The organism is Streptomyces sp. NPDC020747, from assembly GCF_044334695.1.
In the GTDB taxonomy this organism is placed as follows: domain Bacteria; phylum Actinomycetota; class Actinomycetes; order Streptomycetales; family Streptomycetaceae; genus Streptomyces.
In genome coordinates this window covers 1-22933 of record NZ_JBIRTJ010000005.1, presented here as the reverse complement: position 1 = coordinate 22933, position 22933 = coordinate 1, and the positions used below count along the sequence as shown (strand labels likewise).

18 protein-coding genes and 1 rRNA gene are annotated in these 22933 nt (G+C 70.7%); 8 read left to right on the top strand and 11 right to left on the bottom strand.

Annotated features, from left to right (window positions below):
• Window positions 1-340: 340 nt before the first annotated feature.
• Both ACH4YP_RS15320 and ACH4YP_RS15315 read right to left on the bottom strand, forming a co-directional pair.
• Window positions 341-1006, bottom strand: a complete 666-nt coding sequence (locus ACH4YP_RS15320; RefSeq protein WP_361064808.1) for an HAD hydrolase-like protein — start codon at window positions 1004-1006, stop codon at window positions 341-343.
• Window positions 1007-1110: 104 nt separating this feature from the next.
• The gene (locus ACH4YP_RS15315) at window positions 1111-1626 is read right to left on the bottom strand and encodes a DUF6912 family protein (protein ID WP_398490844.1); all 516 of its coding nucleotides are present in this window, start codon (window positions 1624-1626) and stop codon (window positions 1111-1113) included.
• Window positions 1627-2025: 399 nt separating this feature from the next.
• Between ACH4YP_RS15315 and ACH4YP_RS15310 the strand changes: the two genes are divergently transcribed.
• Window positions 2026-2718 carry an Rv3235 family protein gene (locus ACH4YP_RS15310; RefSeq protein WP_398490843.1) on the top strand — a complete coding sequence of 231 codons (693 nt, stop codon included), beginning with the start codon at window positions 2026-2028 and terminating at the stop codon, window positions 2716-2718.
• Between the two features lie 227 nt (window positions 2719-2945).
• Here ACH4YP_RS15310 and secA read toward each other — a convergent pair whose 3' ends face one another.
• Complete coding sequence (gene secA, locus ACH4YP_RS15305) at window positions 2946-5783, bottom strand: preprotein translocase subunit SecA (protein ID WP_398490842.1); 2838 nt, start codon at window positions 5781-5783, stop codon at window positions 2946-2948.
• A 245-nt stretch (window positions 5784-6028) separates the two neighbouring features.
• Here secA and ACH4YP_RS15300 point away from each other — a divergent pair, with 245 nt between their 5' ends.
• On the top strand, window positions 6029-6607 hold the full coding sequence (locus ACH4YP_RS15300) for a GNAT family N-acetyltransferase (protein WP_361064796.1): 579 nt from the start codon (window positions 6029-6031) through the stop codon (window positions 6605-6607).
• A gap of 103 nt (window positions 6608-6710) precedes the next feature.
• Window positions 6711-7913, top strand: a complete 1203-nt coding sequence (locus tag ACH4YP_RS15295) for a winged helix-turn-helix domain-containing protein (RefSeq protein WP_398490841.1) — start codon at window positions 6711-6713, stop codon at window positions 7911-7913.
• Between the two features lie 60 nt (window positions 7914-7973).
• On the opposite strand, the gene ACH4YP_RS15290 is transcribed toward ACH4YP_RS15295, so the two are convergent.
• From ACH4YP_RS15290 to mtnA, 7 genes are all read right to left on the bottom strand, one after another.
• On the bottom strand, window positions 7974-8720 hold the full coding sequence (locus ACH4YP_RS15290; RefSeq protein ID WP_055617175.1) for a response regulator transcription factor: 747 nt from the start codon (window positions 8718-8720) through the stop codon (window positions 7974-7976).
• Window positions 8721-8948: 228 nt separating this feature from the next.
• The gene (gene hpf, locus ACH4YP_RS15285; RefSeq protein WP_373466239.1) at window positions 8949-9641 is read right to left on the bottom strand and encodes a ribosome hibernation-promoting factor, HPF/YfiA family; all 693 of its coding nucleotides are present in this window, start codon (window positions 9639-9641) and stop codon (window positions 8949-8951) included.
• 314 nt (window positions 9642-9955) lie between these two features.
• On the bottom strand, window positions 9956-10864 hold the full coding sequence (locus ACH4YP_RS15280; protein ID WP_398490840.1) for a ComF family protein: 909 nt from the start codon (window positions 10862-10864) through the stop codon (window positions 9956-9958).
• Between the two features lie 286 nt (window positions 10865-11150).
• A complete protein-coding gene (locus ACH4YP_RS15275) occupies window positions 11151-12998 on the bottom strand; it encodes an LpqB family beta-propeller domain-containing protein (protein WP_398490839.1) in 1848 nt (615 codons plus the stop codon).
• Window positions 12988-15042, bottom strand: coding sequence for an MtrAB system histidine kinase MtrB (gene mtrB, locus ACH4YP_RS15270; RefSeq protein WP_361064785.1), 2055 nt, complete (start codon window positions 15040-15042; stop codon window positions 12988-12990). Before mtrB ends, ACH4YP_RS15275 begins: the two co-directional genes overlap by 11 nt.
• A gap of 1 nt (window position 15043) precedes the next feature.
• On the bottom strand, window positions 15044-15733 hold the full coding sequence (gene mtrA / locus ACH4YP_RS15265) for a two-component system response regulator MtrA (protein WP_188114266.1): 690 nt from the start codon (window positions 15731-15733) through the stop codon (window positions 15044-15046).
• Window positions 15734-15741: 8 nt separating this feature from the next.
• Entirely contained in the window at window positions 15742-16887 is a 1146-nt protein-coding gene (gene mtnA / locus ACH4YP_RS15260; RefSeq protein WP_398490838.1) for an S-methyl-5-thioribose-1-phosphate isomerase, read from the bottom strand.
• A 140-nt stretch (window positions 16888-17027) separates the two neighbouring features.
• Between mtnA and ACH4YP_RS15255 the strand changes: the two genes are divergently transcribed.
• From ACH4YP_RS15255 to ACH4YP_RS15235, 5 genes are read left to right on the top strand one after another with little or no spacing between them, the layout of a single operon-like run.
• Window positions 17028-18458: a glycerophosphoryl diester phosphodiesterase membrane domain-containing protein gene (locus ACH4YP_RS15255; protein ID WP_398490837.1), complete on the top strand. Its 1431-nt coding sequence runs from the start codon at window positions 17028-17030 to the stop codon at window positions 18456-18458.
• A 4-nt stretch (window positions 18459-18462) separates the two neighbouring features.
• Entirely contained in the window at window positions 18463-19212 is a 750-nt protein-coding gene (locus ACH4YP_RS15250) for a DUF4129 domain-containing protein (protein ID WP_398490836.1), read from the top strand.
• Window positions 19209-20426 (top strand): DUF4350 domain-containing protein, encoded by a 1218-nt coding sequence (locus ACH4YP_RS15245; RefSeq protein WP_398490835.1) that lies wholly within the window; start codon window positions 19209-19211, stop codon window positions 20424-20426. Before ACH4YP_RS15250 ends, ACH4YP_RS15245 begins: the two co-directional genes overlap by 4 nt.
• Window positions 20426-21415 (top strand): MoxR family ATPase, encoded by a 990-nt coding sequence (locus tag ACH4YP_RS15240; RefSeq protein WP_361064835.1) that lies wholly within the window; start codon window positions 20426-20428, stop codon window positions 21413-21415. The genes ACH4YP_RS15245 and ACH4YP_RS15240 overlap by 1 nt, the downstream gene beginning before the upstream one ends.
• The gene (locus ACH4YP_RS15235; RefSeq protein WP_398490834.1) at window positions 21415-22725 is read left to right on the top strand and encodes a DUF58 domain-containing protein; all 1311 of its coding nucleotides are present in this window, start codon (window positions 21415-21417) and stop codon (window positions 22723-22725) included. Before ACH4YP_RS15240 ends, ACH4YP_RS15235 begins: the two co-directional genes overlap by 1 nt.
• Before the next feature lie 103 nt (window positions 22726-22828).
• Here the strand turns inward: ACH4YP_RS15235 and rrf are convergent.
• Window positions 22829-22933: ribosomal RNA gene (rrf, locus tag ACH4YP_RS15230) — 5S ribosomal RNA — on the bottom strand; the annotation flags it as partial.

The following is a 22933-nucleotide window of genomic DNA, read 5'->3' as shown; positions in this document are numbered from 1 at the left end:
ATTCTTGGCGGCTCCGGAGGCTGTGACGCTGCTCTCGGTGCACCCGCGCCTGCCGCGTATGCGGCGTTTTCTGCGCTTCCCCGCTCGGAGAGACCAGCGACCGCCCGGTCACGGATGTCGTCCGTGCGTTCCGGGCGCAGGGCAGGGGCGACAAGGCCCCCGCGACGTATCGCGCTGATCACGGCACAAGGCTATCGCTCTCCACGGGCCCCCCGTCATGAGCCGTATGTGTACAAAAGAGGGGCCCCCTTTTTGACACATTGCACAGTTCGCTCCGCCGGGGGTACGTGGATGAGCCACCCCGGCCCCCATCCACCCCAGGGGCCCGAGAAACCGGCCGCTAGGCCGCCAACCGCTCCGCCTCCGCGACGGCCTCCTCCAGGCTGTCCACCACGGGCACCCCGACCCCCTCAAGGCTGGCCCGGCTGTGCGACCCGCCGGTGTAGAGCACGGCCCGCGCCCCCACGTGCAGCGCCGCGACCGCGTCGTCCGCCGCGTCCCCGATCACCACCGTACGAGCGGGTTCCACGCCCGCCAGCGCCCCCACGTGCCGGACCATGTGCTCGGCCTTGCTGCCTCCGGACGGCCCGGTCCGCCCGTCGACCCGTATGAAATGGGGCTCGATCCCGAACCCCCGCACCAACGGGACGAGCTCGTCGTGCCCGTACATGCTCAGGATCGACTGACTGCGACCGGCCGACGTCCACTCGGCGAGCAGACCGGGCACCCCGTCGGTGAGCCCGCAGCCCACCCGGTGCTCCAGGTAGTACCGGTGGAAGGTCAGATCCATGACCTCCCACTCCTCGTCCGTGGGCAGCCGCCCCAGCAGCCGCTCGTAGAACTTCGGCACCGGTACGCAGTAGACCTCCCGGTACCTCTCAAGCGTGATCGGTTCCATCCCCAGCTCGGCGAACGCCGCGTTCGTCGCGCCGATGATCGCCGCGTTGTCGTGGAACAGGGTTCCGTTCCAGTCCCAGACGATGTGTGCTGCTCCGTGCATCCCCATACCAAAAAAATACCCGGCCACACTGACAACACGTCCGGCGCGCTCCAGTGCGCGCCCCCGAAAGCCGCGACCGGTCGGCCGGGCCCGTCGGACGGACAGGTCCGTCAGTCGCCCAGCCCCACCAGGTTCGGAATCTCCTGCGTGGCGAACCACAGCAGCTCGTGGTCCTCGGCCCCGTCCACGACGAACTGCGCGTCGTCGTCACCCCGGTCGGCCGCGCCCAGCACGTCCACGGCAGCCGTCACGTCCGCCTCGGCCTCGTCCGAGTCCAGGTGCACGGCCGCGGCCTTGGCCAGCGCCACGGCTCCGCCGACCCGCACCTCGCCGAGCGCCGAGGGGTCGAGCCCCCGGTCGGGGTCGGCGACCGCGGCCCCGTCCGGCACGTCCACGGCGACGACGACCCGCCGCCGCGGGGCTCCGGGGTCGAGCGCGACCAGCCGCAGGGAGGCGATCGCGGCCCGGTTCAGCGCCGCGTACTCCAGTTCCTCGATGTCGTCGGACAGGTACCACTCCCGCAGCGCGGGCGTGACGGCGTACGCGACGAAGGGCCCCGGCCCCAGCTCACCCGTCTTGTACGCCTCGGCGAGACCGGAGAGGGTCAGGGGGACGTAGACGCGCATGGCTGGCCGCTTTCGTAGTCGGATCCCGCAATCGGATCGCGTGGTCGGATCTCGCCGTCGGGTTTCGCTGTCGGGTTTCGCCGTCGGGTTTCACCGTCGGAGGACTCCGAGGGGGCGGCTCCGCGCCTCCCGGGAGGGCCTTCAGGATACGTGCGGGCGTCCCCTTTCGAGTCCCGGCCACCCCTCCGGAGACGTCCACCACCGGCCTCGCACATCACCCGGTACACCCCAGCCGCGCCAAGCCTCCCATCCTGCCCCGTCACCCTGATAGGTGAACCTTCCGGCACCCCCGGCGCGCGCCCAGGGTCCTTGCAGCCACCCGCTCCGGCCTCGTACAAGATCCCCAACGGAAAGTTACCGACTGGTATCCAGCCGGTCCGACGGAATGGGGATCCCGCCGTGAACAAGGTGATGACCAGGACGAAGCGCACCACGGGCGCCCCGGGCACCCGCCCGCCCGTACGCCACGACACCCGCCGCCCGGGCAGCGGCTCAACGCGTACGACACCGGGCGGCGGCGCACCTCGCACACGGCGGGCCGACACTGCCTCGGCCACGGCACCGGGCAGTACCGCACTCGCCCCGGCCCGGCACACGAGCGCACCCCGTACGGCTGCCCCGCACACGGTCCCGCGCGACGGCCGCCCGCCCACCACCTCGACCGCTACGACCACCTCGCCGGTCCCGTCCGGAGCCCCACCCCGGACGACCGCCACAGCCCCCGCTGAGAGCCTTCCGGGCGCACCCCGGCAGCCTCGCCCCACCGACCTGTTCGCCGACCGTCTCGTGGCCGTTCTCAGTGGTCAGCGCCCTGTCCACTGCATGCTCCGGCACACCGCGGGCCGCGCGTACGACGAACTGGCCTGGCTCGCCGAACGCGGCCCGCTCCGCGCCCGCGGCACCCGCCCCGTGGTCCGCGACATCGGCTACTACGTGCCCCGCCCGGGCGCCGTCGAGGCCTTCGCCCGCATCGGCGCGGGCGACCAGCTCCGCGCCATGGCATTCCGCCTGGAACAGGGCTCCGACCTCCGCTGGCGCTGCACGGCGGTGGAACTGGGCGGCGCCCGCATGCCACACACGAACGAGGACTGACCCGCGCGCCGCGCACCTCCAGGGGCGCGGGGAACTGCGCACCAAGCCCTCACCGGCCTGCGGCCAGCATCACCCGCCCCCGGCGCCGCCCAAGGCCGGGCCGGGGCCCGGAGGCCTGGGCCCGGGCCCGGACCCCGGGCCAACGCGAAGAGCCGGGCACCAATAGGCACCCGGCCCTTCAACTGCCCACCCCGCGAAGCGAACCACCCGCCCCGCAGAGCGAACCGTCACTTCTTGCGGCGACGGCCACCCTTCTGCTGCTTACGCCGCTCCGCGCGCGTGAGCCCGTCGGACTCCGATCGCACCGGCTCGTCGTCGTTGGCGAAGTCGCCCTCGACGACGCCGCCCTCCCCGTCCACGGTGGGCGCGGAGAAGTGCAGCCGGTCCGGCCGCTGCGGGGCGTCGAGGCCCTTGGCGCGGATCTCCGGACGGGAGGCACCCGCGGCGGCGCCCTCCTTGGAGAGCGACGGCTTCGCGTCCTCGACCAGCACCTCCTCGACCTGCTGCTCGACCTGGACCTCCAGGTTGAACAGATAGCCGACGGACTCCTCCTTGATGCCGTCCATCATGGCGGTGAACATGTCGAAGCCCTCACGCTGGTACTCGACCAGCGGGTCCTTCTGGGCCATCGCGCGCAGGCCGATGCCCTCCTGGAGGTAGTCCATCTCGTAGAGGTGCTCGCGCCACTTGCGGTCCAGGACCGACAGCACGACCCGGCGCTCCAGCTCACGCATGATCTCGGAGCCGAGCTGCTCCTCACGGGACGCGTACTGCTCGTAGATGTCGTCCTTGATGGACTCGGAGATGAATTCGGCGGTCAGACCGGCACGGTCACCGGCCGCCTCCTCCAGCTCGTCGACGGTGACCTTCACCGGGTAGAGCTGCTTGAAGGCGCCCCACAGCCGGTCCACGTCCCATTCCTCGGCGAAGCCCTCCGCGGTCTCCGCGTCGATGTACGCGTCGATCGTGTCGTTCATGAAGTGCTGGATCTGCTCCTGAAGGTCCTCGCCCTCCAGGACGCGGCGACGCTCGCCGTAGATGACCTCGCGCTGCCGGTTGAGGACCTCGTCGTACTTGAGGACGTTCTTCCGGGTCTCGAAGTTCTGCGTCTCGACCTGCGACTGGGCGGAGGCGATGGCGCGGGTGACCATCTTGTTCTCGATCGGCACGTCGTCCGGGACGTTCGCCATCGACATGACGCGCTCGACCATCTGGGCCTTGAAGAGGCGCATCAGGTCGTCGCCCAGCGAGAGGTAGAAGCGGGACTCGCCCGGGTCGCCCTGACGGCCGGAGCGACCGCGCAGCTGGTTGTCGATACGGCGGGACTCGTGCCGCTCGGTACCCAGCACATAGAGCCCGCCGAGGTCCTTGACCTCTTCGAACTCGGCCTGCACGGCCTTCTCGGCCCGCTCCAGGGCGGCGGGCAGCGCGGCGGCCCACTCCTCGATGTGCTCCTCGGGGTCGAGGCCGCGCTGGCGCAGCTCGGCCTCGGCGAGGTCGTCGGGGTTGCCGCCGAGCTTGATGTCCGTACCGCGGCCGGCCATGTTCGTGGCGACGGTGACGGCACCCTTGCGGCCGGCCTGGGCGATGATCGGAGCCTCGCGGTCGTGCTGCTTCGCGTTCAGCACCTCGTGCTGGATGCCTCGCTTGGAGAGCTGCTGCGAGAGGTACTCGGACTTCTCGACCGACGTCGTACCGACGAGGATCGGCTGGCCCTTCTCGTGCTTCTCGGCGATGTCGTCGACGACGGCCTCGAACTTCGCCACCTCGGTGCGGTAGATCAGGTCGGACATGTCCCTGCGGACCATCGGCCGGTTGGTCGGGATCGGGACGACGCCGAGCTTGTAGATCTGGTGGAACTCGGCGGCCTCGGTCATCGCCGTACCGGTCATGCCGGAGAGACCGGGGACTTCCTTGCCGTTGCGGTCGTGGCGCTTGTAGAGGCGGAAGAAGTTCTGCAGGGTGATCGTGGCGAGCGTCTGGTTCTCGTCCTTGATGTCCACCCCTTCCTTCGCCTCGATCGCCTGGTGCATGCCCTCGTTGTAGCGGCGGCCGGCGAGGATACGGCCGGTGTGCTCGTCGACGATCATGACTTCGCCGTCGATGACGACGTAGTCCTTGTCCTTCTTGAAGAGCTCCTTGGCCTTGATGGCGTTGTTCAGGTAGCCCACCAGAGGCGTGTTCACCGACTCGTAGAGGTTGTCGATACCCAGCCAGTCCTCGACCTTGGCGACGCCGGGCTCGTGGATGGCGACGGTGCGCTTCTTCTCGTCGACCTCGTAGTCGCCGGTCTCCTCGATGCCCTTGAGGGTGTTGCCCGCCTCGCCCTTCTTCAGGCGTGTGACGAGCTTCGCGAAGTCGCCGTACCACTTGGTGGCCTGGTCGGCGGGGCCGGAGATGATCAGCGGCGTACGGGCCTCGTCGACGAGGATCGAGTCGACCTCGTCGACCACCGCGAAGTTGTGGCCGCGCTGCACCAGTTCGTCCTGCGACCACGCCATGTTGTCGCGCAGGTAGTCGAAGCCGAACTCGTTGTTCGTGCCGTACGTGATGTCGCACGCGTACTGCTCGCGGCGCTGGGCCGGCGTCATGTTGGCCAGGATGCAGCCGACGCTCAGGCCAAGGAACTTGTGGACACGGCCCATCATCTCGGAGTCGCGCTCGGCCAGGTAGTCGTTGACCGTGATGAGGTGAACGCCGTCTCCGGAGAGGGCGTTCAGATACGTGGGCAGCGTGCCGACCAGGGTCTTGCCCTCACCGGTCTTCATCTCGGCGACATAGCCGAGGTGGAGCGCCGCGCCGCCCATGATCTGCACGTCGTAGGGGCGCTGGCCGAGGGCGCGCTTGGCGGCCTCGCGGACGGTCGCGAACGCCTCGGGCAGCAGGTCGTCGAGGCTTTCGCCGTCGGCGTACCGCTGCTTGTACTCATCGGTCAGGGCTCGCAGCTCGGCGTCGGAGAGGTCAACGAAGTCCTCTTCGATGGAGTTGACCTGGTCCGCGATGCGGTGCAGCTTGCGCAGGATCTTTCCTTCGCCTGCACGCATGATCTTCGAGAGGACGGACACGGGGGTTTGTCTCCTTGCCGGTCGGGCCTGGGACGGTCGGTTTCGATGACAGTTTCAAATCACAGCTTGAGCAACGGCCATCGTAAGCGAGGACCCCACCGCGCCGGGAGGTCTGCATGTGACAGCCATTAGGACAACGGGCGGAGGATGCGGAAGGTGCCGCGCAAGCGCTACGAAAGGTAACCGTCGACGCACGCAGAGCTAAAGTCATGGCTTCCGCACCGAAGCCCGAGCAGAATCGGCCGATGGACCCCGTCACACTGACCTCCGAACGGCTCCTGCTGCGCACGGTGGGACCGCACGACACCGACGCCGTGTACGACGCCGTCCAGGATCCCGAGATCCAGCGCTGGACCACGATCCCGTCGCCCTATCTGCCCGAGCACGCCACGGCCTTCACCGAGCAGATGGTGCCCGACGGATGGGTGGACTGCTCGATGTTCACCTTCGGTGTCTTCCTGCCCGTCGGCGGTGAACTCGCCGGCATGCTCGCCATCACGATGCGCTCCCTCGGAGTCGGCGAGATCGGCTTCTGGGCGACGAAGGAACACCGGGGCAAGGGCTACATCACCGAGGCCGCCCTCACCGCCTCCCGCTGGGCCTTCACCCAGCTGGCGATCGACCGCGTCGAGTGGCGGGCCGAGGTGGGCAACACGGGCTCCCGCGCGGTCGCCGAACGCGCCGGCTTCACCATGGAAGGCACCCTTCGTTCCGGCATCAACAACAAGGGCGTACGCCGCGACTGCTGGGTCGGCTCCCTGCTCCCGTCGGACCTGGGCCTGCCGTCGACAGCGCCCTACCTGCCCGCTCCCCGACAGGGCTGAACTCCCGGCGCCCGCCCGCCCCCGGCTGTCTCCCACGGCGGTTCCCCCAGCAGTTTTCGCAGCTCAGGGCCCACTGTCAGTGGCACCGCATATCGTGCTGACCATGACGAGTCTGCCGCGCCCCACCGCCGAACTCTCCGCCGACGAGGCCCGCCGAATCGCCCTGCGCGCCCAGGGTTTCCTGGGTGCCCCCGACCGCAGGGGCGGCGTCCGAGGCGTACTGCGGCACCTGGGCGCGGTCCAGCTCGACACGATCTCCGTCCTGGCCCGCTCCCACGAACTCATCCCGTACGCCCGCCTCGGCGCGGTCGGCCGCAAGACGGTGGACGACGCCTACTGGACCCCCGCGTCCGACGGCACGGCTCCGCCACGCCCGCACGCCTTCGAGTACTGGTCGCACGCCGCCTGCATCCTCCCCGTCGAGGAGTGGCCGCACTTCGCGTTCCGCCGCCGCGCCTACCGCGCCCGCCCGCACTGGAACCACGACCTGCCGGACGGCACGTACGACCAGGTCATCAAGCAGCTGAAGGCCGAAGGCCCGCTCACGGCCACCGACTTGGGCGGCGCGAAGAAGACCAGCGAGTGGTGGGACTGGTCGGGCACGAAGGTCGCCGTCGAGCGCGCTCTGATGTACGGCGAGGTGGTGTGCACGGAGCGCAGGGGCTGGAAGCGGGTGTACGACCTCGCGGAGCGCGCCATCCCGGGCGACCTGCTCCACGACGAGCTGGACGACACGGAGTGCCTGCGCCGTCTGGTCCGGCTCGCGGGCCGGTCCCTGGGCGTGGGCACGCGCGCGGACATCGCCGACTACCACCGCCTCAAGGGCGAGCAGGTCGACGCGGTGCTCGCGGACTCCGGTCTGGTCCCGGTCACGGTGGAGGGCTGGTCCAAGCCCGCCTGGGCGGATCCCGCGGCCCTGGAGACGCCCCCGCGGGGCCGCCACCGCACCACGCTCCTGTCGCCGTTCGACTCCCTGGTCTGGGAGCGGGCCCGCACGGAGCGGATCTTCGGCTTCACCCACCGCCTGGAGGCCTACGTCCCCAAGCCGAAGCGGGTCTACGGCTACTTCGCCATGCCGGTCCTCGCCGGCGGCCACCTGGTCGGCCGCGTCGACCCGGCCCGCGAGGGAGCCACGCTGGTCGCCAAGCAGGTCACCCTCGACAGCCCCAAGGCCGTACCGGCAGTGGCCCAGGCCCTCCTGGAGGCGGCCACCTGGGTCGACTGCACGAACGTACGGGTGGAGCGAGCGAACACTCCGGCCCTGCGAGAAGCCCTGACAACGGAACTGGCCCGAACGCTGGGCTAGGACAGACAGAGGCCCCCGTCGGCCCGCTGCTACGAACCGGCCCCCGACCCCACGCCGCCCTCAACGAATCTCGAGGATCTTCTCCCGCATCGCATACACCACGGCTTCCATCCTGGAGTGCAACTGCAGCTTCTCCAGAATGTTCCGCACATGGTTCTTCACGGTGTTCTCGGAGATGAACAACTCCTTGGCGATATCCCGGTTGTTCATCCCGGTCGCCACGAGCTTGAGAACCTCCAGCTCACGCTCGGTGAGCCGAGGCGCCGGCACCAGCCGCCGCTCGTCCGTACGCTGGATCATCGACTTGAACTCGGTGAGCAGCTTCGACGCCATCGACGGACTGATCTGCGACTGCCCGTCCGCGACGGCGCGAATTGCCGTGGCCACTTCGTCCGTGGAGATCTCCTTGAGGAGATACCCGGTGGCCCCCGCCTTGATCGCGTCGTAGAGGTCCGCCTCCTCGTCGCTGATCGTCAGCATGATGATCTTCGCGCTGGGCGCGACCTCCTTGATGGAGGTGCACGCCTCGATCCCGCCGCGCTTGGGCATCCGTACGTCCATCAGCACGATGTCCGGCAGCAGATCGGCGGCCTTGTCGACCGCCTCCGCGCCGTCACCCGCCTCGCCGACGACCTGGATGTCCTCCTCGGCGGCGAGCACGATCTCCAGGCCGCGACGGAAAAGGGCATGGTCATCCACGACAAGGACCCTGATGGGTTCCTTTCGTGGGGACCCCGCGTCCGGGCCCATGCCGACGACGCCGTCGTCGGCATCTTCGTCACGCATCGGTCCGAAGCTGTCCGCCATGGTTCCTCCCCCTGAAGGCCGTGGCCTGTGTTTCCTGTGCCATCGCCAACCCGAGGCAACGGCCCACCGGTTGGGCCGGTAGGGCCATGATTTCATGCCCGGGCGGCAACGGGACGACAGAGCGGGGCACGAAGGGGTCGCACACCGGTGCCCCTGGGGGCGCACGGGCACTCCAGGGGCACCGCTGGAGATCCTCCCGGCCGAGGGCCGGGGGCTCACCGGGCGAGGTCAGCCGCCCAGCGCCCCGCCTGCCGGGGCCTGCTGCGCCTTGGCGACCATCGGGTCGGTGCTGAGGTGGATGACGCCGTAGTCGTACGCGTGCCGCCGGTAGACGACACTCGGTTCCTTGGTCTCGGAGTCGACGAACAGATAGAAGTCGTGCCCGACCAGCTCCATCTCGTAGAGCGCCTGGTCGAGCGTCATCGGGGACGCGACGTGGGTCTTCTCGCGGACGACGAGGGGGCCGTCACCCTTCACCTCGATCGAGCCGATCTTCTTGGTCGGCACCGCCTCGGGCTCTTCCTCGTGGACCACACTGCCGTTCCCGTTCAGCGTCGCCGCTCCGGGGACGTGGTCGGCGACCTCGGCTGCCGAGATCCTGCGGGCGCCACGGCGCGTGTACCTCTTGTCGTGCTGCTTGCGCAGCCGTGCTTCCAGCTTGTCTGCCGCCAGGTCCAGCGCCGCGTACGGATCGCTTGCCGCTGCCTCCGCCCGGATCACCGGACCGCGGGAGTGAAGCGTGATCTCCACTCGGTCCGAGCGGTCGGCCTGTCGAGGGTTGAGCTCCTTGGACACCTCGACGTCGAGGCTGATCACCTTGCCGTCGAGCTTCTGGATCTTCTCCAGCTTCAGCTTCTCGGCCACGTGCTTGCGGAACCGCTCGGGCACCTCGGTCTTGCGGCCCTTGACGACGATGTCCACGCAGAACTCCGTTCCCGGATCACTCCGCATCGACGGCGGAGCATCTCCCTTTTGCACCAGGCTCCAGCAAGTCCCGGAGCCTCGGACTCGGTGACTTCCACCTCCTCCTCCCCCGCGGGCAAGATCTCCACCCACTGTCGCGGGTGATTGCAGAAAACCCACGGCACGGCATTCCGATATGTGAAGGACGGCGTCCGCCATTCCCTCACAACCGAACATATCTCGCCTGGACGGATGGCGTCACCCTCTACTGCGGCGTACCTCCATTCAGGTGAATACAACCTCTCACTACCTGCAACGACGCAACTTCTCTGTCAGTTCCGGTTTATTTCGAAAGATGCCGGAGTCGCCGCGACCACAGCGGCTGCGAGCATGCCTTCGGCGCCGTTCGTACCTCTCATTTCCCTGACCACTTCTGGTCGGCCTACACCTGTCACCGTCGCTTGTGACATCCCTTCCCCTGTCACTTTGGGTGTTACTCGGCCGTAAGGACCGGTTCCCGCCACGAGAACGGCCTTCAGGGCCCGTGCCGCCTCCGTCAGAGACGCCCCCGTGGTCATCAGGTCGTCGACGAGCACGACCCGCCCGCCGCCGGCCAGCAGCCGCGCGCCCCCCGCGGGCACCTCCAGGGCGCCGGCGAGATTGTCCAGCCGCTGCCGGGAGTTGAGCCCCGACTGGTCGGCCACTGCACGCCGCTGCCGCAGTACGGCGACCACCCGGGCCGGTGTCCCCGTACGCCGCAGCTCACCCGCCGCGGCGAGCGCGATCCGCCGTGCCGGGTCGTGCCCCCGCGCCCGGACCGCCCAGGGCGCGGACGGCACGGGAACGAGCGAGACAGGCGTCCCGGAGCCGCCCGCTCCGACCGGTCCACCGCGTCCACCGCGTCCACCAGGTGTGAGCCGCACAGCCCCTCTCCCGCTCCCGTCGCCGGCCGTGAGCCCCGCCCGCACAGCCCCGGCCAGCGCCGCTCCCAGAGGCCCCGCGAGCATCAGCGCACCCCGTTCCTTGTGGGCGAGGAGCACCGCGCGCACCTCGTCCTCGTACGGAGCCGCCGCGTGCACCACCGGCAGCCCCGGTGGTTCCGGCTCCGGTCGCACCCGGCTCGGTACGGCCCCCGTCAGGGCGGCACGGCACTCCGGGCAGAGCACCGTGCGAGGCCTCCCACAGCCTCCGCACTCGGCCGGCAGCACCAGGTCCGTGAGGTCCTGCCACCACCCCCGCATGCCCACCACTGTGCCAACGCGCGAGCGCCCCGGCCACCCCTGTGGACAACTCCCTGTGGACAACTCCCGGCAACCACAGGGCCGTTGTCACCCACACGAGGGAACCCAATCCGGCGTACCGGCACCGCCACCGCCGCCGCCACCACCGCCTGCGCGGCCGCTGCCGCTGCCGCTGCCGCCGCCACGGTCAGACGGACGGACGGTCAGACGGACGGGCGACAGCGCAGACGGACATGCAGCGCGCAGCGAGCGAAGGCAAGCCGGGTCTGGCCGGCCGGCCCAGGGCTCACCCCGGATAGACCGGTGCCATCCCCTTCTTGACCACCGTCTGCCACTGGGACCCGGACGAGAGCCGCACGATCCCGTCCTCCGAGTGGGCCACCAGCGGCAGCCGTTCGTCCTCGGAGGCGGCGATCTCCTTCACCCCGGTGAGCGCGGCGGGTGCCGGGCCGACCGGTGTGGAGCCGTCGACCTGGACGTACTGGATCTGCTGCACGACCCGGGCCTCGCGCCCGACCACGACCAGACGGCTGTCGCCGGCCCAGGACATGGCGGTGACCTCCTCCAACTGCGGTGCCACGGACCGCAGCTCATGGACGGAGACGGACGGCTTCCCGTCCGATCCCTTCTGCCGCTCGATCCGCCCCACGAGCAGGGTCGTCCTGTCGCCCTTGCGCACGATCAGCGCGATCCGCACACCGTCGGCGGCCACCCGCACCGCCTCGATGCGCCCTTCGAGGCCGGGTGTCGTGACCACCAGAGGCTCACCGGCGCCCTTCGTGAGCAGCAGCAGCCTGGAGCTCTTCGGGTCACGGTCGGCCACCCACAGGTCCCCGCTCGCGTCCCAACTGGGCGTCGTCAGCCCGTCGTCGTCCGACTTGGCCGTGCTGCGCAGCACGGGCTCCCCGAGCGAACCGCCGGAGGCGAGCGACCCGACGTACAGCGAGCGCCCGTCGAGCGACACCCCGGCCGCGGTGTCCTCGTCCCGCGAGACCGCGGCCGACCGCAGCGCCTCGTCGCCGTCGCCGAGCGCACCCGGCACCGGCTCGGGCTCCTGTTCGCTGCCCGCGCTCGCTATCCGGACGAGCCGCTTCTCACCGTCGATGAAGTACTCGTACTCGGCACGCTTCGCGGGGCCGTGGGCGACGTAGATCTCGGCCTTGTTCGCTCTGAGCACACACGACTGCGTGCCGTCCGAACGCTGCAGCTCCACCTCGTCGATGCCCGTGGGCGTCAGGTCCTGGAGGGTGAACAGGAGTTGGGCCGCCATCTCCGTGCACACGGACTGGCCGATCCGGTCGGCCTTGTCGTTCAGCGGCACCGTCAGTCGGTTCTGGTCGTCGGGCGTGAGTGTCTTGACGCCCTTCTTCAACGCCGTACCGGTGGGGAAGCTGGACCTGACGACCGGCTTGAGCCAGCTCGTCGGCCCCTTCAGGAGCGAGCGGACCATCTGCGTCACCGGGTCCACCTGCTCACGCACGTAGACGGGGTCGGCGACCGCCCCGAGCTGATCGTCCGTCCTGCCCGACGTGTTCGACGCGAAGTAGTACTTGTTGACGGACAGGTAGTTGCGCTGGAAGTCGGACTTCCCCATCACAAGGCCCTGCGGCAGCTCGTCGATGCGCCACTGCTTGCTGCCGTCCTTCTCCTTGTCCTTCGTGAGGTGCACGAACTCGTTGTACGTGCCCGCGGCGGGCTCGTACGCGAACTGCGAGTCCACCTTGGCGACCCTGGTGCCACTCAGTGAGTACACGTAGTCGCCGGTCGCCTCCCGGCTGCCACTGTGCTCCGCCGTGGTGTTCGGCCCGTCCGCGAGCACCGTCGTGGACTGGTTGGGACGCCACTCGTTGGACGCCTCGCCCGTCAGGTACTTGCGTGCCGTCTCGAACCCCGGATCGTCACTGGTCAGCGCCTCCAGGAAGCCCTGCACGATCTCCTCGGGCTGTGCGTTCTCCCGCGGCGGTATGGCGAAGACCCGGACCTGCGGGTCCGGCCGCTGCGAGGCCTCGACCCCGCGCAGATCCCCGCCGTCCGGCATCGAGGCGCACCCGGTCAGCAGTACGGCCCCGCAGACGCCGTACGTCACCAGACGCACCGGACGCCGACGGCCGCCCCGATCGCGGTCAGCGCCCACGTGATTCCTCCCCCTGCTTCAACTGATCCGGCTGCTCACCGGTTCCCCGTCCGTCCTCGGACGGGGCTTCCTCCGCCGCCTCGGTGCTCTGGCCGCGCCCTTCCGCGGTGGGCCGCGGCACCACGCGCGCGCCGTTGCCGGGCAGCGCGGCCGGGTCCACCGCGCCCGTCACCCGGGGAGCGAGCATGGGCGGCGGCCCGGTGCGCTCGCTGACGGGCTGCGCGGGCACTGTGGCCAGCTTCTGCGTGCCGCCGAGAGGCAGCCCCGCGTCGTTCAGGCCGCGGTTGCGCCGTGAGTCCTTGGGCTCCAGGGGTATCGGCGAGCCCCGCAGCGGCTCGTCCGCGGTCCGCGGCAGCGTCAGCCGGAACTGCGAGCCGCCGCCCGGCTCACCCCAGGCCTGCAGCCAGCCGCCGTGCAGCCGCGCGTCCTCCAGGGCGATGGACAGCCCGAGGCCCGTACCGCCGGTCGTACGCGCGCGTGCCGGGTCCGCCCGCCAGAAGCGGCTGAACACCCGGGTCGCCTCGCCGGGCTTGAGCCCCACCCCGTAGTCGCGCACCGCGACCGCGACCGCCCCGCCCGCCGCGGCGAGTTTGACCACCACATCCTTGCCCTCACCGTGCTCCACGGCGTTGACCACGAGGTTGCGCAGCACCCGCTCCACGCGCCGGGCGTCCGCCTCGGCGACCACCGGCTGCTGGTCCCCGACGACCTGTATGTGCGTGCCCTTGCGGTCCGCGAGCGGCTCCGCCCCGCTGACGACCCTGCGTACGACCTCCCGCAGGTCTATCGGCTCGGCCTCCAGGGCCGCCGCGCCCGCGTCGAAGCGGCTGATCTCCAGCAGGTCGGCGAGCAGTGTCTCGAACCGGTCCAGCTGGTCGGCGAGCAGCTCGGCCGACCGCGCGGTCATCGGATCGAAGTCCACGCGCGCGTCGTGGATGACGTCGGCCGCCATCCGGACGGTCGTCAGCGGCGTACGCAGCTCGTGCGACACGTCGGAGACGAAGCGCCGCTGCATCCGCGACAGGTCCTCCAGTTGCTGGATCTTCAGCTGCAGGTTCTGGGCCATCTTGTTGAAGGCCTCGCCGAGCCGCGCGATGTCGTCCTCGCCGGTGACCTTCATACGTTCCTGGAGGCGCCCCGCGGACAGCCGCTCGGCGATCCCGGCGGCCATCCGCACGGGCGTGACGACCTGGCGCACCACGAGCCAGGCGATCGCCCCGAGCAGCACCACCACGAACAGCCCGGCCGTCGCGAGCGTCCCCTTGACGAGGCTGAGCGACTTCTCCTCCTGCGTGAGCGGGAAGAGGTAGTACAGCTGGTACGGGGCGTTCCTGGGGTCGTTGAGCTGGGTGCCGATGATCAGCGCCGGCTGGGAATCCTGGCCGTTGGTGTAGAAGATGCGCGTGTAGCTCTGGGCCGCGCCCGTGCCCTCGTCGACCCGGTCACGCAGGTCCTCGGGCACGCTGAGGCTCCAGTCGACGAAGCCCGACGCACGCGGTCCAAGGCCCCTGCTGCCGTTGTCGGCGGAGGTGGTGCTGAGGGTCACGACGCTGAACGCGCCCTGGCCGCCGCTGGACAGCGACTCCACGAGAGCGCTCATCCAGCCGCTCACGTTCTGCACGGGGTTCTCGTCCGAGTCCGGGCCGCCGTCCGCGCCCGCCGCGCTGTCGGCCTCCTGCTTGGCGACCGTGAACCCGCCCGTGGCCTGGCTCTGCGAGGCCTTCACCTTGGCGTCCAGCAGGCCGTTGCGCACCTGCCCGATCACGACGAAGCCCAGCAGCAGAACGACGCCCAGGGACATCAGCAGGGTCGTGGCGACGACCTTGAGCTGGATGTTGCGCCGCCACAGCCGCATGACGGGCAGCAGCGGACGGCGCACCCAGCGCATGAACAGCCGAAGGACCGGGCTGCCCTGGACTCCGCCCTGCAGCAGCCCGCCCTCGGTGAACTGGCGCCAGTGGGAGCCCGTCGTCTTCCGGCCGACAGGCCGCCCCGGGCGGGTCCCCGGCTGGCCGGGCGCCGAAGCGGCACTGTCCCGGGACATGTCAGCTCGGTCCGGCCTTGTAACCGACGCCACGGACGGTCACCACGATCTCCGGCCGCTCCGGGTCCTTCTCGACCTTGGAGCGCAGCCGCTGCACATGGACGTTCACCAGTCGGGTGTCCGCCGCGTGGCGGTAGCCCCACACCTGCTCCAGGAGCACCTCACGCGTGAACACCTGCCACGGCTTGCGGGCCAGCGCCACCAGCAGGTCGAACTCCAGCGGAGTCAGCGCGATCGACGCCCCGTCCCGCTTCACAGAGTGACCGGCCACGTCGATGACCAGATCGCCGATCGCGAGCTGCTCGGGCGCCGGCTCCTCCGACCTGCGCAGCCTGGCCCGGATCCGGGCCACCAGCTCCTTTGGCTTGAACGGCTTCACGATGTAGTCGTCCGCGCCCGACTCCAGACCGACCACGACATCGACGGTGTCGCTCTTCGCGGTGAGCATCACGATCGGTACCCCGGACTCCGCCCTGATCAGGCGGCACACCTCGATACCGTCCCGGCCGGGAAGCATCAGGTCCAGGAGCACCAGGTCGGGCTTGCTCTCACGGAAAGCGGCCAGCGCCTTGTCGCCGTCGGCTACGAAAGACGGCTCAAAACCTTCACCACGCAACACAATGCCGAGCATCTCGGCCAGTGCGGTGTCGTCATCGACGACAAGGACTCGTCCCTTCATAAACGACATCATCCCATTAACTAAATCGTTACCTGGCGTGACCTGTCACACAGCTCTTCAAGCGCCTCAGCCGTCACGGGAGACACGGCGCCCTCCTCGGTGACGATCGCAGTCACCAGCTCGGGCGGCGTCACGTCGAACGCCGGGTTGTACGCCTGGGTCCCCAGGGGTGCCACCGGTATCCCGCCTCCCGCTTCCGCTCCCGCCACCGGCACCTGCGGTGCTGTGATCTCCGTCACCTCATGTCCAGCACGCTGCTCGACCTCGATCGCGGCTCCGTTCGGAGTGTCCGGATCCACCGTCGTCACCGGCGCCACCACGATGAACGGCACATGGTGGTACCTGGCCAGCACCGCGAGCGGATAGCTCCCCACCTTGTTCGCCACCGAACCGTCGGCCGCGATCCGGTCGGCCCCGATCAGCACCGCGTCCACCTCTCCCGCCGAGAACAGCGATCCCGCCGCGTTGTCCGTGAGCAAGGTGTACGCCATTCCGGTCCGCGCCGCCTCATAGGCCGTCAGGCGAGCACCTTGCAGCAACGGCCGCGTCTCGTCCACCCAGAGCCTGCGCAGCCGCCCCGCCCGGTGCGCCGCGAGGGCCACCGCGAACGCCGTGCCCTCACCCCCGGACACCAGCGCACCGGTGTTGCAGTGCGTCAGGATCCGGTGGTTGCCCCCGGGCAGCAGCTCGTCGAGAAGCGCCAGCCCGTGCGTGGCCATCCGGGCGCTGGCCTCGGCGTCCTCCGCGTGCAGCGCCCGCGCGGCGGCCAGCGCGGCATCGGCGGCCTGCTTCTGGTCACCGCCGCCCCGCAGCACCGCGAGATGGGCCGCCTGGGCCCTGCGCGCCCCGTACGAGAGGTTCACCGCGGTGGGCCGGGCACCCGCGAGCGAGGCCGCCGCCTCGTCCACGTCGAACCCTCGGGCGGCGGCGAGCGCGACCCCGTACGCCCCCGCGATGCCGAGCAGCGGCGCCCCGCGAACGGCGAGCATACGGATCGCCTCCACCAGGGCGGGCGCGTCCGTGCACACCAGCTCGACCTCCTCGGCGGGCAGCCGCGTCTGGTCGAGGAGGACCAGTACAGGACCTTCCGGCGGCTCGTCCCACCGGATCGCCGGTATCTCGGGGGGCCGGTTGTTCTCGCGGGATTGCGCGTACTGATCAGCCATCCGCCCAGTCTGCCCCGTACCGGCCGGACAATTGAAGGTGTGCAGCCCATACGGCCGCCGGTCACTTCCCGGCCACACCGTGGCACGATGGCAGCCAACCTGCCGCCGCGACCGCGGACGGGCACCGTGAAGGAGCGACGATGAAAGACACTCCGGGCTGGGCATCGCCCGGATCTGCCCCCTCCGACGGGCAGAACGGACAGGAGCCGACGGCTTCCGGCCCTGCCGAGCCCGCCGACCGGCCCGGTCCCACGGAGCCCGCGGGCGAACCGGGCCGACCCGGCACCGACCCGTCCGCCCCCGGCCCGAAGTGGTCCAAGGAGCAGCCCCCGCCGGCCCAGTGGCCGTCCCCCGGCAGCCCCCAGGACACCCCGCCCCAGGCCCCGCCACCACCCCCGCCCGGCCCCGGCTGGGGCGGCCCGCCCACAGGCCCGGGCTGGGGCGGCCAACCGCCCGCCGGCCCCGGCCCGTACGGCGGCTACGGAGGTCCCGGCGGCCCGGGTGGCTACGGCGGCCCCGGCGGTTACGGCCCCGGCGGACACCCCGGCTGGGGAAGCGGCTGGGGCGGTCCCCCGCCCGCGGCCAAGCCCGGCGTCATCCCACTCCGCCCGCTCGGCGTCGGCGAGATCCTCGACGGCGCGGTGTCCACGATGCGTACGCACTGGCGCACCGTGCTCGGCATCTCGCTGACCGTCGCGGTCTTCACGCAGATCGCCGTGATCCTGCTGCAGGGCTTCGTCCTGGACGACAGCGCCAGCACGGAGATCCTCAACGACCCCAGTGCCACCGCCGGCGAGCTGTCGCGCGCCCTGGGCGACAGCCTCCTGAACTCCGGCGTCGTCCTGCTGATCACCCTGCTCGGCACGATCGTGGCGACCGCCCTGCTCACGACCGTGACCAGCCGCGCCGTGCTCGGCAAGTCGGTGACCACCGCGGAGGCCTGGAGCGACGCCCGGCCGCAGCTGCCCAAGCTCTTCGGCCTGACCTTCCTGCTGCCGCTCATCGCCATCACGGTCGGCGCCCTGGGCACACTGCCAGGCATCCTCGTCGGCCTCGCCGGCGGAGGTGACGGCGCCATCGCGCTCGCCGTCTTCGGCGGCCTGGCCGCGGCCGTCGTCGCGCTCTGGCTGATGATCCGCTTCTCGCTGGCCTCGCCCGCCCTGATGCTGGAGAAGCAGAGCGTCTTCAAGTCGATGAGCCGCTCCGCGAAGCTCGTCCGCGGCTCCTGGTGGCGGGTCTTCGGCATCCAGCTGCTCGCCACGATCATCGCGAACATCGTGGCGTCGATCATCGTGATCCCCTTCGCCTTCCTCGCCTCCGCGCTCAGCGGCGATGGTGTCACCGGCTTCCTCAACACCGGCACCGGCGACCTCGGCTGGACGTTCCTCGTCATCAGCGGGATCGGCTCGGTGATCGGCTCCATGCTCACCTTCCCGATCACCGCCGGAGTCTCCGTGCTCCTCTACATCGACCAGCGCATCCGCCGCGAGGCCCTCGACCTCGACCTGGCCCGCGCGGCCGGCGTCCAGGACTACGGCTCCGGCAGCCCCGGATCCACCCCGGGGCGCTGACGGAGTGAGTCTGGCGGGGGGAGTTCTCACAGCGGTACTGACGCTGTCGCGCGCCGACGCGACGGCCGTACTCGCGCTGTCGCGCGGCGAAGGCGAACCGCCGGTCACCATCCCGCGCGACCCCGCGCGGGAGGCGGCCCGACGCGAGCTGTCCAAGCGGATGTACCACGAGAACGACCCCAGCCTGCTCGAACGCGCTCTGAACGCCTTCTGGGACTGGGTCGACAAGCTGTTCAACGCCGCCTCCTCCGCGACACCGGGCGGCGCACTCGGCCTCCTCGTCGTCGTCCTGGCGGCCCTGGCCCTCATCGGTGCCCTCTGGTGGCGCCTCGGCACCCCACGCCGAGGCCCGACATCAGCGGCCCCGCTCTTCGACGACCGCCCGCGCAGCGCCGCCGAGCACCGCGCGGCCGCCGAGGCACACGCGGCCCAGGGCCACTGGAACCAGGCCGTCCAGGAGCGCATGCGCGCCGTCGTGCGCTCCCTGGAGGAGCGCGCGCTGCTCGACCCCCGCCCCGGCCGCACCGCCGACGAGGCCGCCGCCGAAGCGGGCCGCACCCTCCCCGCCCACACGGACCGACTGCGCGCCGCCGCCAGGGACTTCGACGACGTGACGTACGGCGGACGAACGGCCGGCCCGGATACGTACCAACGCCTCTCACAACTCGACCGCGACCTGGAACGCACCAGGCCTGTCCTCGCGAACAGCACCCACAGCACGGCCCACAGCGCCCACCAGGGGGCCGCCGAGTGACCACCGAGGCCCCCGCACCCGAGGCGCCCGAGGCCACCCCGCCGTCCACCTCGGCCTCCCCCACCGCCCGCCGGCTGTGGACCCGCTCGCGCGGTGTGCTGCTCGCACTCGTGGTCCTCCTGGCGGCGGCCGTCGCCATCGCCGCGGTCCGCTCGGACTCCCAGAGCGGCAGCCTCGACCCGCGCTCCGCAGACCCCTCCGGCAGCCGCGCCGTCGCCGAACTCCTCGCCGACCGAGGTGTGTCCACCCGCGTGGTCACCACCCTGGATGAGGCCGCAGCCGCCACCGGCTCCGACACGACCCTGCTGGTCGCCCGCCCCGACCTGCTGACCGACCGTCAGCAGAACCGCCTCCACTCGGCGTTCGCGAACTCCGGCGGCCGTACCGTCCTCGTCGCCCCCACCACCCCGTCCGTCGGGACCCTCGCCCCGGGAGTCGACGCCGACCCCGCGCCCAGCTTCGACACCACGCTGTCGCCCGACTGCTCCCTGCCCGCCGCCCGACGAGCGGGCAAGGCCGAAACGGGCGGCATCCGCTACACCACGAACGCGACCGGCGCCGACTCCTGCTACCCGGGCGACGGCCTGCCCACCCTGCTGCGCATCCCGGCGCCCGAGGGGAACGGCGACACCGTCGTACTCGGTGGCCCCGACATCCTCCAGAACGAACGCCTCGACAAGCAGGGCAACGCCTCGCTCGCCCTCCAACTGCTCGGTTCCCGCCCCCACCTGGTCTGGTACCTCCCCTCGCTCTCCGACGACTCGGCCACCGACGCCGGTGACCGCAGCTTCTTCGACCTGATGCCCTCCGGCTGGCTCTGGGGCACCCTGCAGCTCTTCATCGCCGCGCTCCTGGCCGCCCTCTGGCGTGCCCGCCGCCTCGGCCCGCTCGTGCCCGAGAAACTCCCGGTCGCGATCCGCGCCTCCGAGACCGTCGAAGGCCGCGCCCGCCTCTACCGCAAGTCCAACGCCCGCGACCGCGCCGCCGCGGCTCTGCGCTCCACCACCCGCACCCGCCTCGCCCCCCTCGTCGGTGTCTCCCCCGCCCAGGCGCACGCGCCCGAGGCCCTACTCCCCGCCCTGTCCGCCCAGCTCCGCCGGGAAGGACAGGCCCTGCACTCACTCCTCTTCGGGCCGCCACCCCGCGACGACGCGGCCCTCATCGCTCTCGCCGACCAACTCGACGCCCTCGAAAGTGAGGTACGCCGTCCATGATGGACCCGACCACTGACAACGCCGGGAACACCGGGGATCCGGGCACCGCCCGCTCCTCCCTGGAAGCCCTGCGCGCCGAGATCGCCAAAGCCGTGGTCGGCCAGGACCCCGCCGTGACCGGTCTCGTCGTCGCCCTCCTCTGCCGCGGACACGTCCTGCTCGAAGGGGTCCCCGGAGTGGCCAAGACGCTGCTCGTCCGGGCCCTGGCATCCGCACTCGAACTCGACACCAAGCGCGTCCAGTTCACCCCCGACCTGATGCCGAGCGACATCACGGGCTCCCTCGTCTACGACTCCCGCACCGCCGAGTTCTCCTTCCAGCCGGGCCCGGTCTTCACGAACCTCCTCCTCGCGGACGAGATCAACCGCACGCCGCCCAAGACCCAGTCCTCGCTCCTCGAAGCGATGGAGGAACGCCAGGTCACGGTCGACGGCACCCCCCGCCCACTCCCCGAGCCGTTCCTGGTCGCCGCGACCCAGAACCCCGTCGAGTACGAAGGCACGTACCCCCTTCCCGAAGCCCAGCTGGACCGTTTCCTCCTGAAACTGACGATCCCTCTCCCATCCCGCCAGGACGAGATCAACGTCCTCACCCGCCACGCGGAGGGCTTCAACCCACGCGACCTGCGCGCCGCCGGCGTACGCCCCGTCGCCGGCCCCGGGGACCTCGAAGCCGCCCGCGCGGCGGTCGCCAAGACCACGGTCTCCCCCGAAATCACCGGCTACGTAGTGGACATCTGCCGCGCCACCCGCGAATCCCCGTCCCTCACCCTCGGCGTCTCCCCGCGCGGCGCGACGGCGCTCCAGGCCACGGCCCGCGCCTGGGCCTGGCTGACCGGCCGCGACTACGTCATCCCCGACGACGTGAAGGCCCTCGCGCTCCCGACCCTCCGCCACCGCGTCCAACTCCGCCCGGAAGCAGAGATGGAGGGCGTGACGGCCGACTCGGTCATCAACGCGATCCTCGCCCACGTCCCCGTACCCCGCTGATGGCCCTCACCGGACGCGCCGCCCTCCTGGCGGCCCTCGGCACCCTCCCAGTCGGCATCTGGGAACCGAGCTGGACGGGCATCCTCGCGGTGAACGTCCCGCTGGCCCTCGCCTGCGCCTGCGACTTCGCCCTGGCGGCCCCCGTACGCCGCCTCGGCCTGACCCGCTCCGGCGACACCTCGGCACGCCTCGGCGAAACAGCCGACGTCACCCTCACCGTCACCAACACATCCGGCCGCCCCCTGCGCGCCCGCATCCGCGACGCCTGGCCCCCGAGCAGCTGGCAGCCCGGCACGGAGATCGCCGCGTCCCGCCACGAACTCACGGTCCCCGCAGGCGAACGCCGCCGCGTGACCACCCGTCTGCGCCCCACCCGCCGCGGCGACCGCCACGCGGACCGCGTCACCATCCGCTCGTACGGCCCTCTCGGCCTCCTCACCCGCCAGGGCAGCCACAAAGTCCCCTGGACGGTACGCGTCCTGCCCCCCTTCACCAGCCGCAAGCACCTCCCCTCGAAGCTCGCCCGGCTACGCGAACTCGACGGCCGCACCAGCGTCCTCACCCGCGGCGAGGGCACAGAATTCGACAGCCTCCGCGAGTACGTCCCCGGCGACGACACCCGCTCGATCGACTGGCGCGCCACCGCCCGCCAGACCACGGTCGCCGTACGCACCTGGCGCCCCGAACGCGACCGCCACATCCTCCTGATCCTCGACACGGGCCGCACGTCAGCAGGCCGCGTCGGAGACATCCCCCGCCTCGACGCCTCCATGGACGCGGCCCTCCTCCTCGCAGCCCTGGCCTCCCGGGCCGGCGACCGCGTGGACCTCCTCGCATACGACCGCCGCGTACGAGCCCTCGTACAGGGCCGATCAGCGGGCGATGTCCTTCCCTCCCTGGTCAACGCCATGGCCCGCCTCGAACCGGAACTCCTAGAAACGGACGCCCGCGGCCTGACCTCCACGGCTCTCCGCACGGCTCCCCGCCGCTCCCTGATCGTGCTCCTCACAACCCTCGACGCGGCCCCCATCGAGGAAGGCCTGCTTCCCGTACTCTCCCGCCTCACCCAGCGCCACACAGTCCTCGTCGCTTCGGTGTCCGACCCCCACATACAGCGCATGGCAGCGGCACGAGGAAACACCGAAGCCGTGTACGAGGCCGCCGCCGCGGCGCAGGCCCAGGCAGAACGCCATCGCACCGCGGAACAACTCACCCGCCACGGAGTGACTGTCGTCGACGCGACCCCGAACGATCTCCCGCCGGCCTTGGCGGACGCATATCTGGCACTAAAGGCAGCGGGCCGCCTTTGAGTGCTGCAGAAATGCAAGGGCGGAAAAGGAGCCCCGCCACGAAAAGGCCCTGAACGCAAGAAAGCCCCCGCACCGAAGTGCGGGGGCTTTCTCATCAAAATTTGTTCGGCGGTGTCCTACTCTCCCACAGGGTCCCCCCTGCAGTACCATCGGCGCTGTAAGGCTTAGCTTCCGGGTTCGGAATGTAACCGGGCGTTTCCCTCACGCT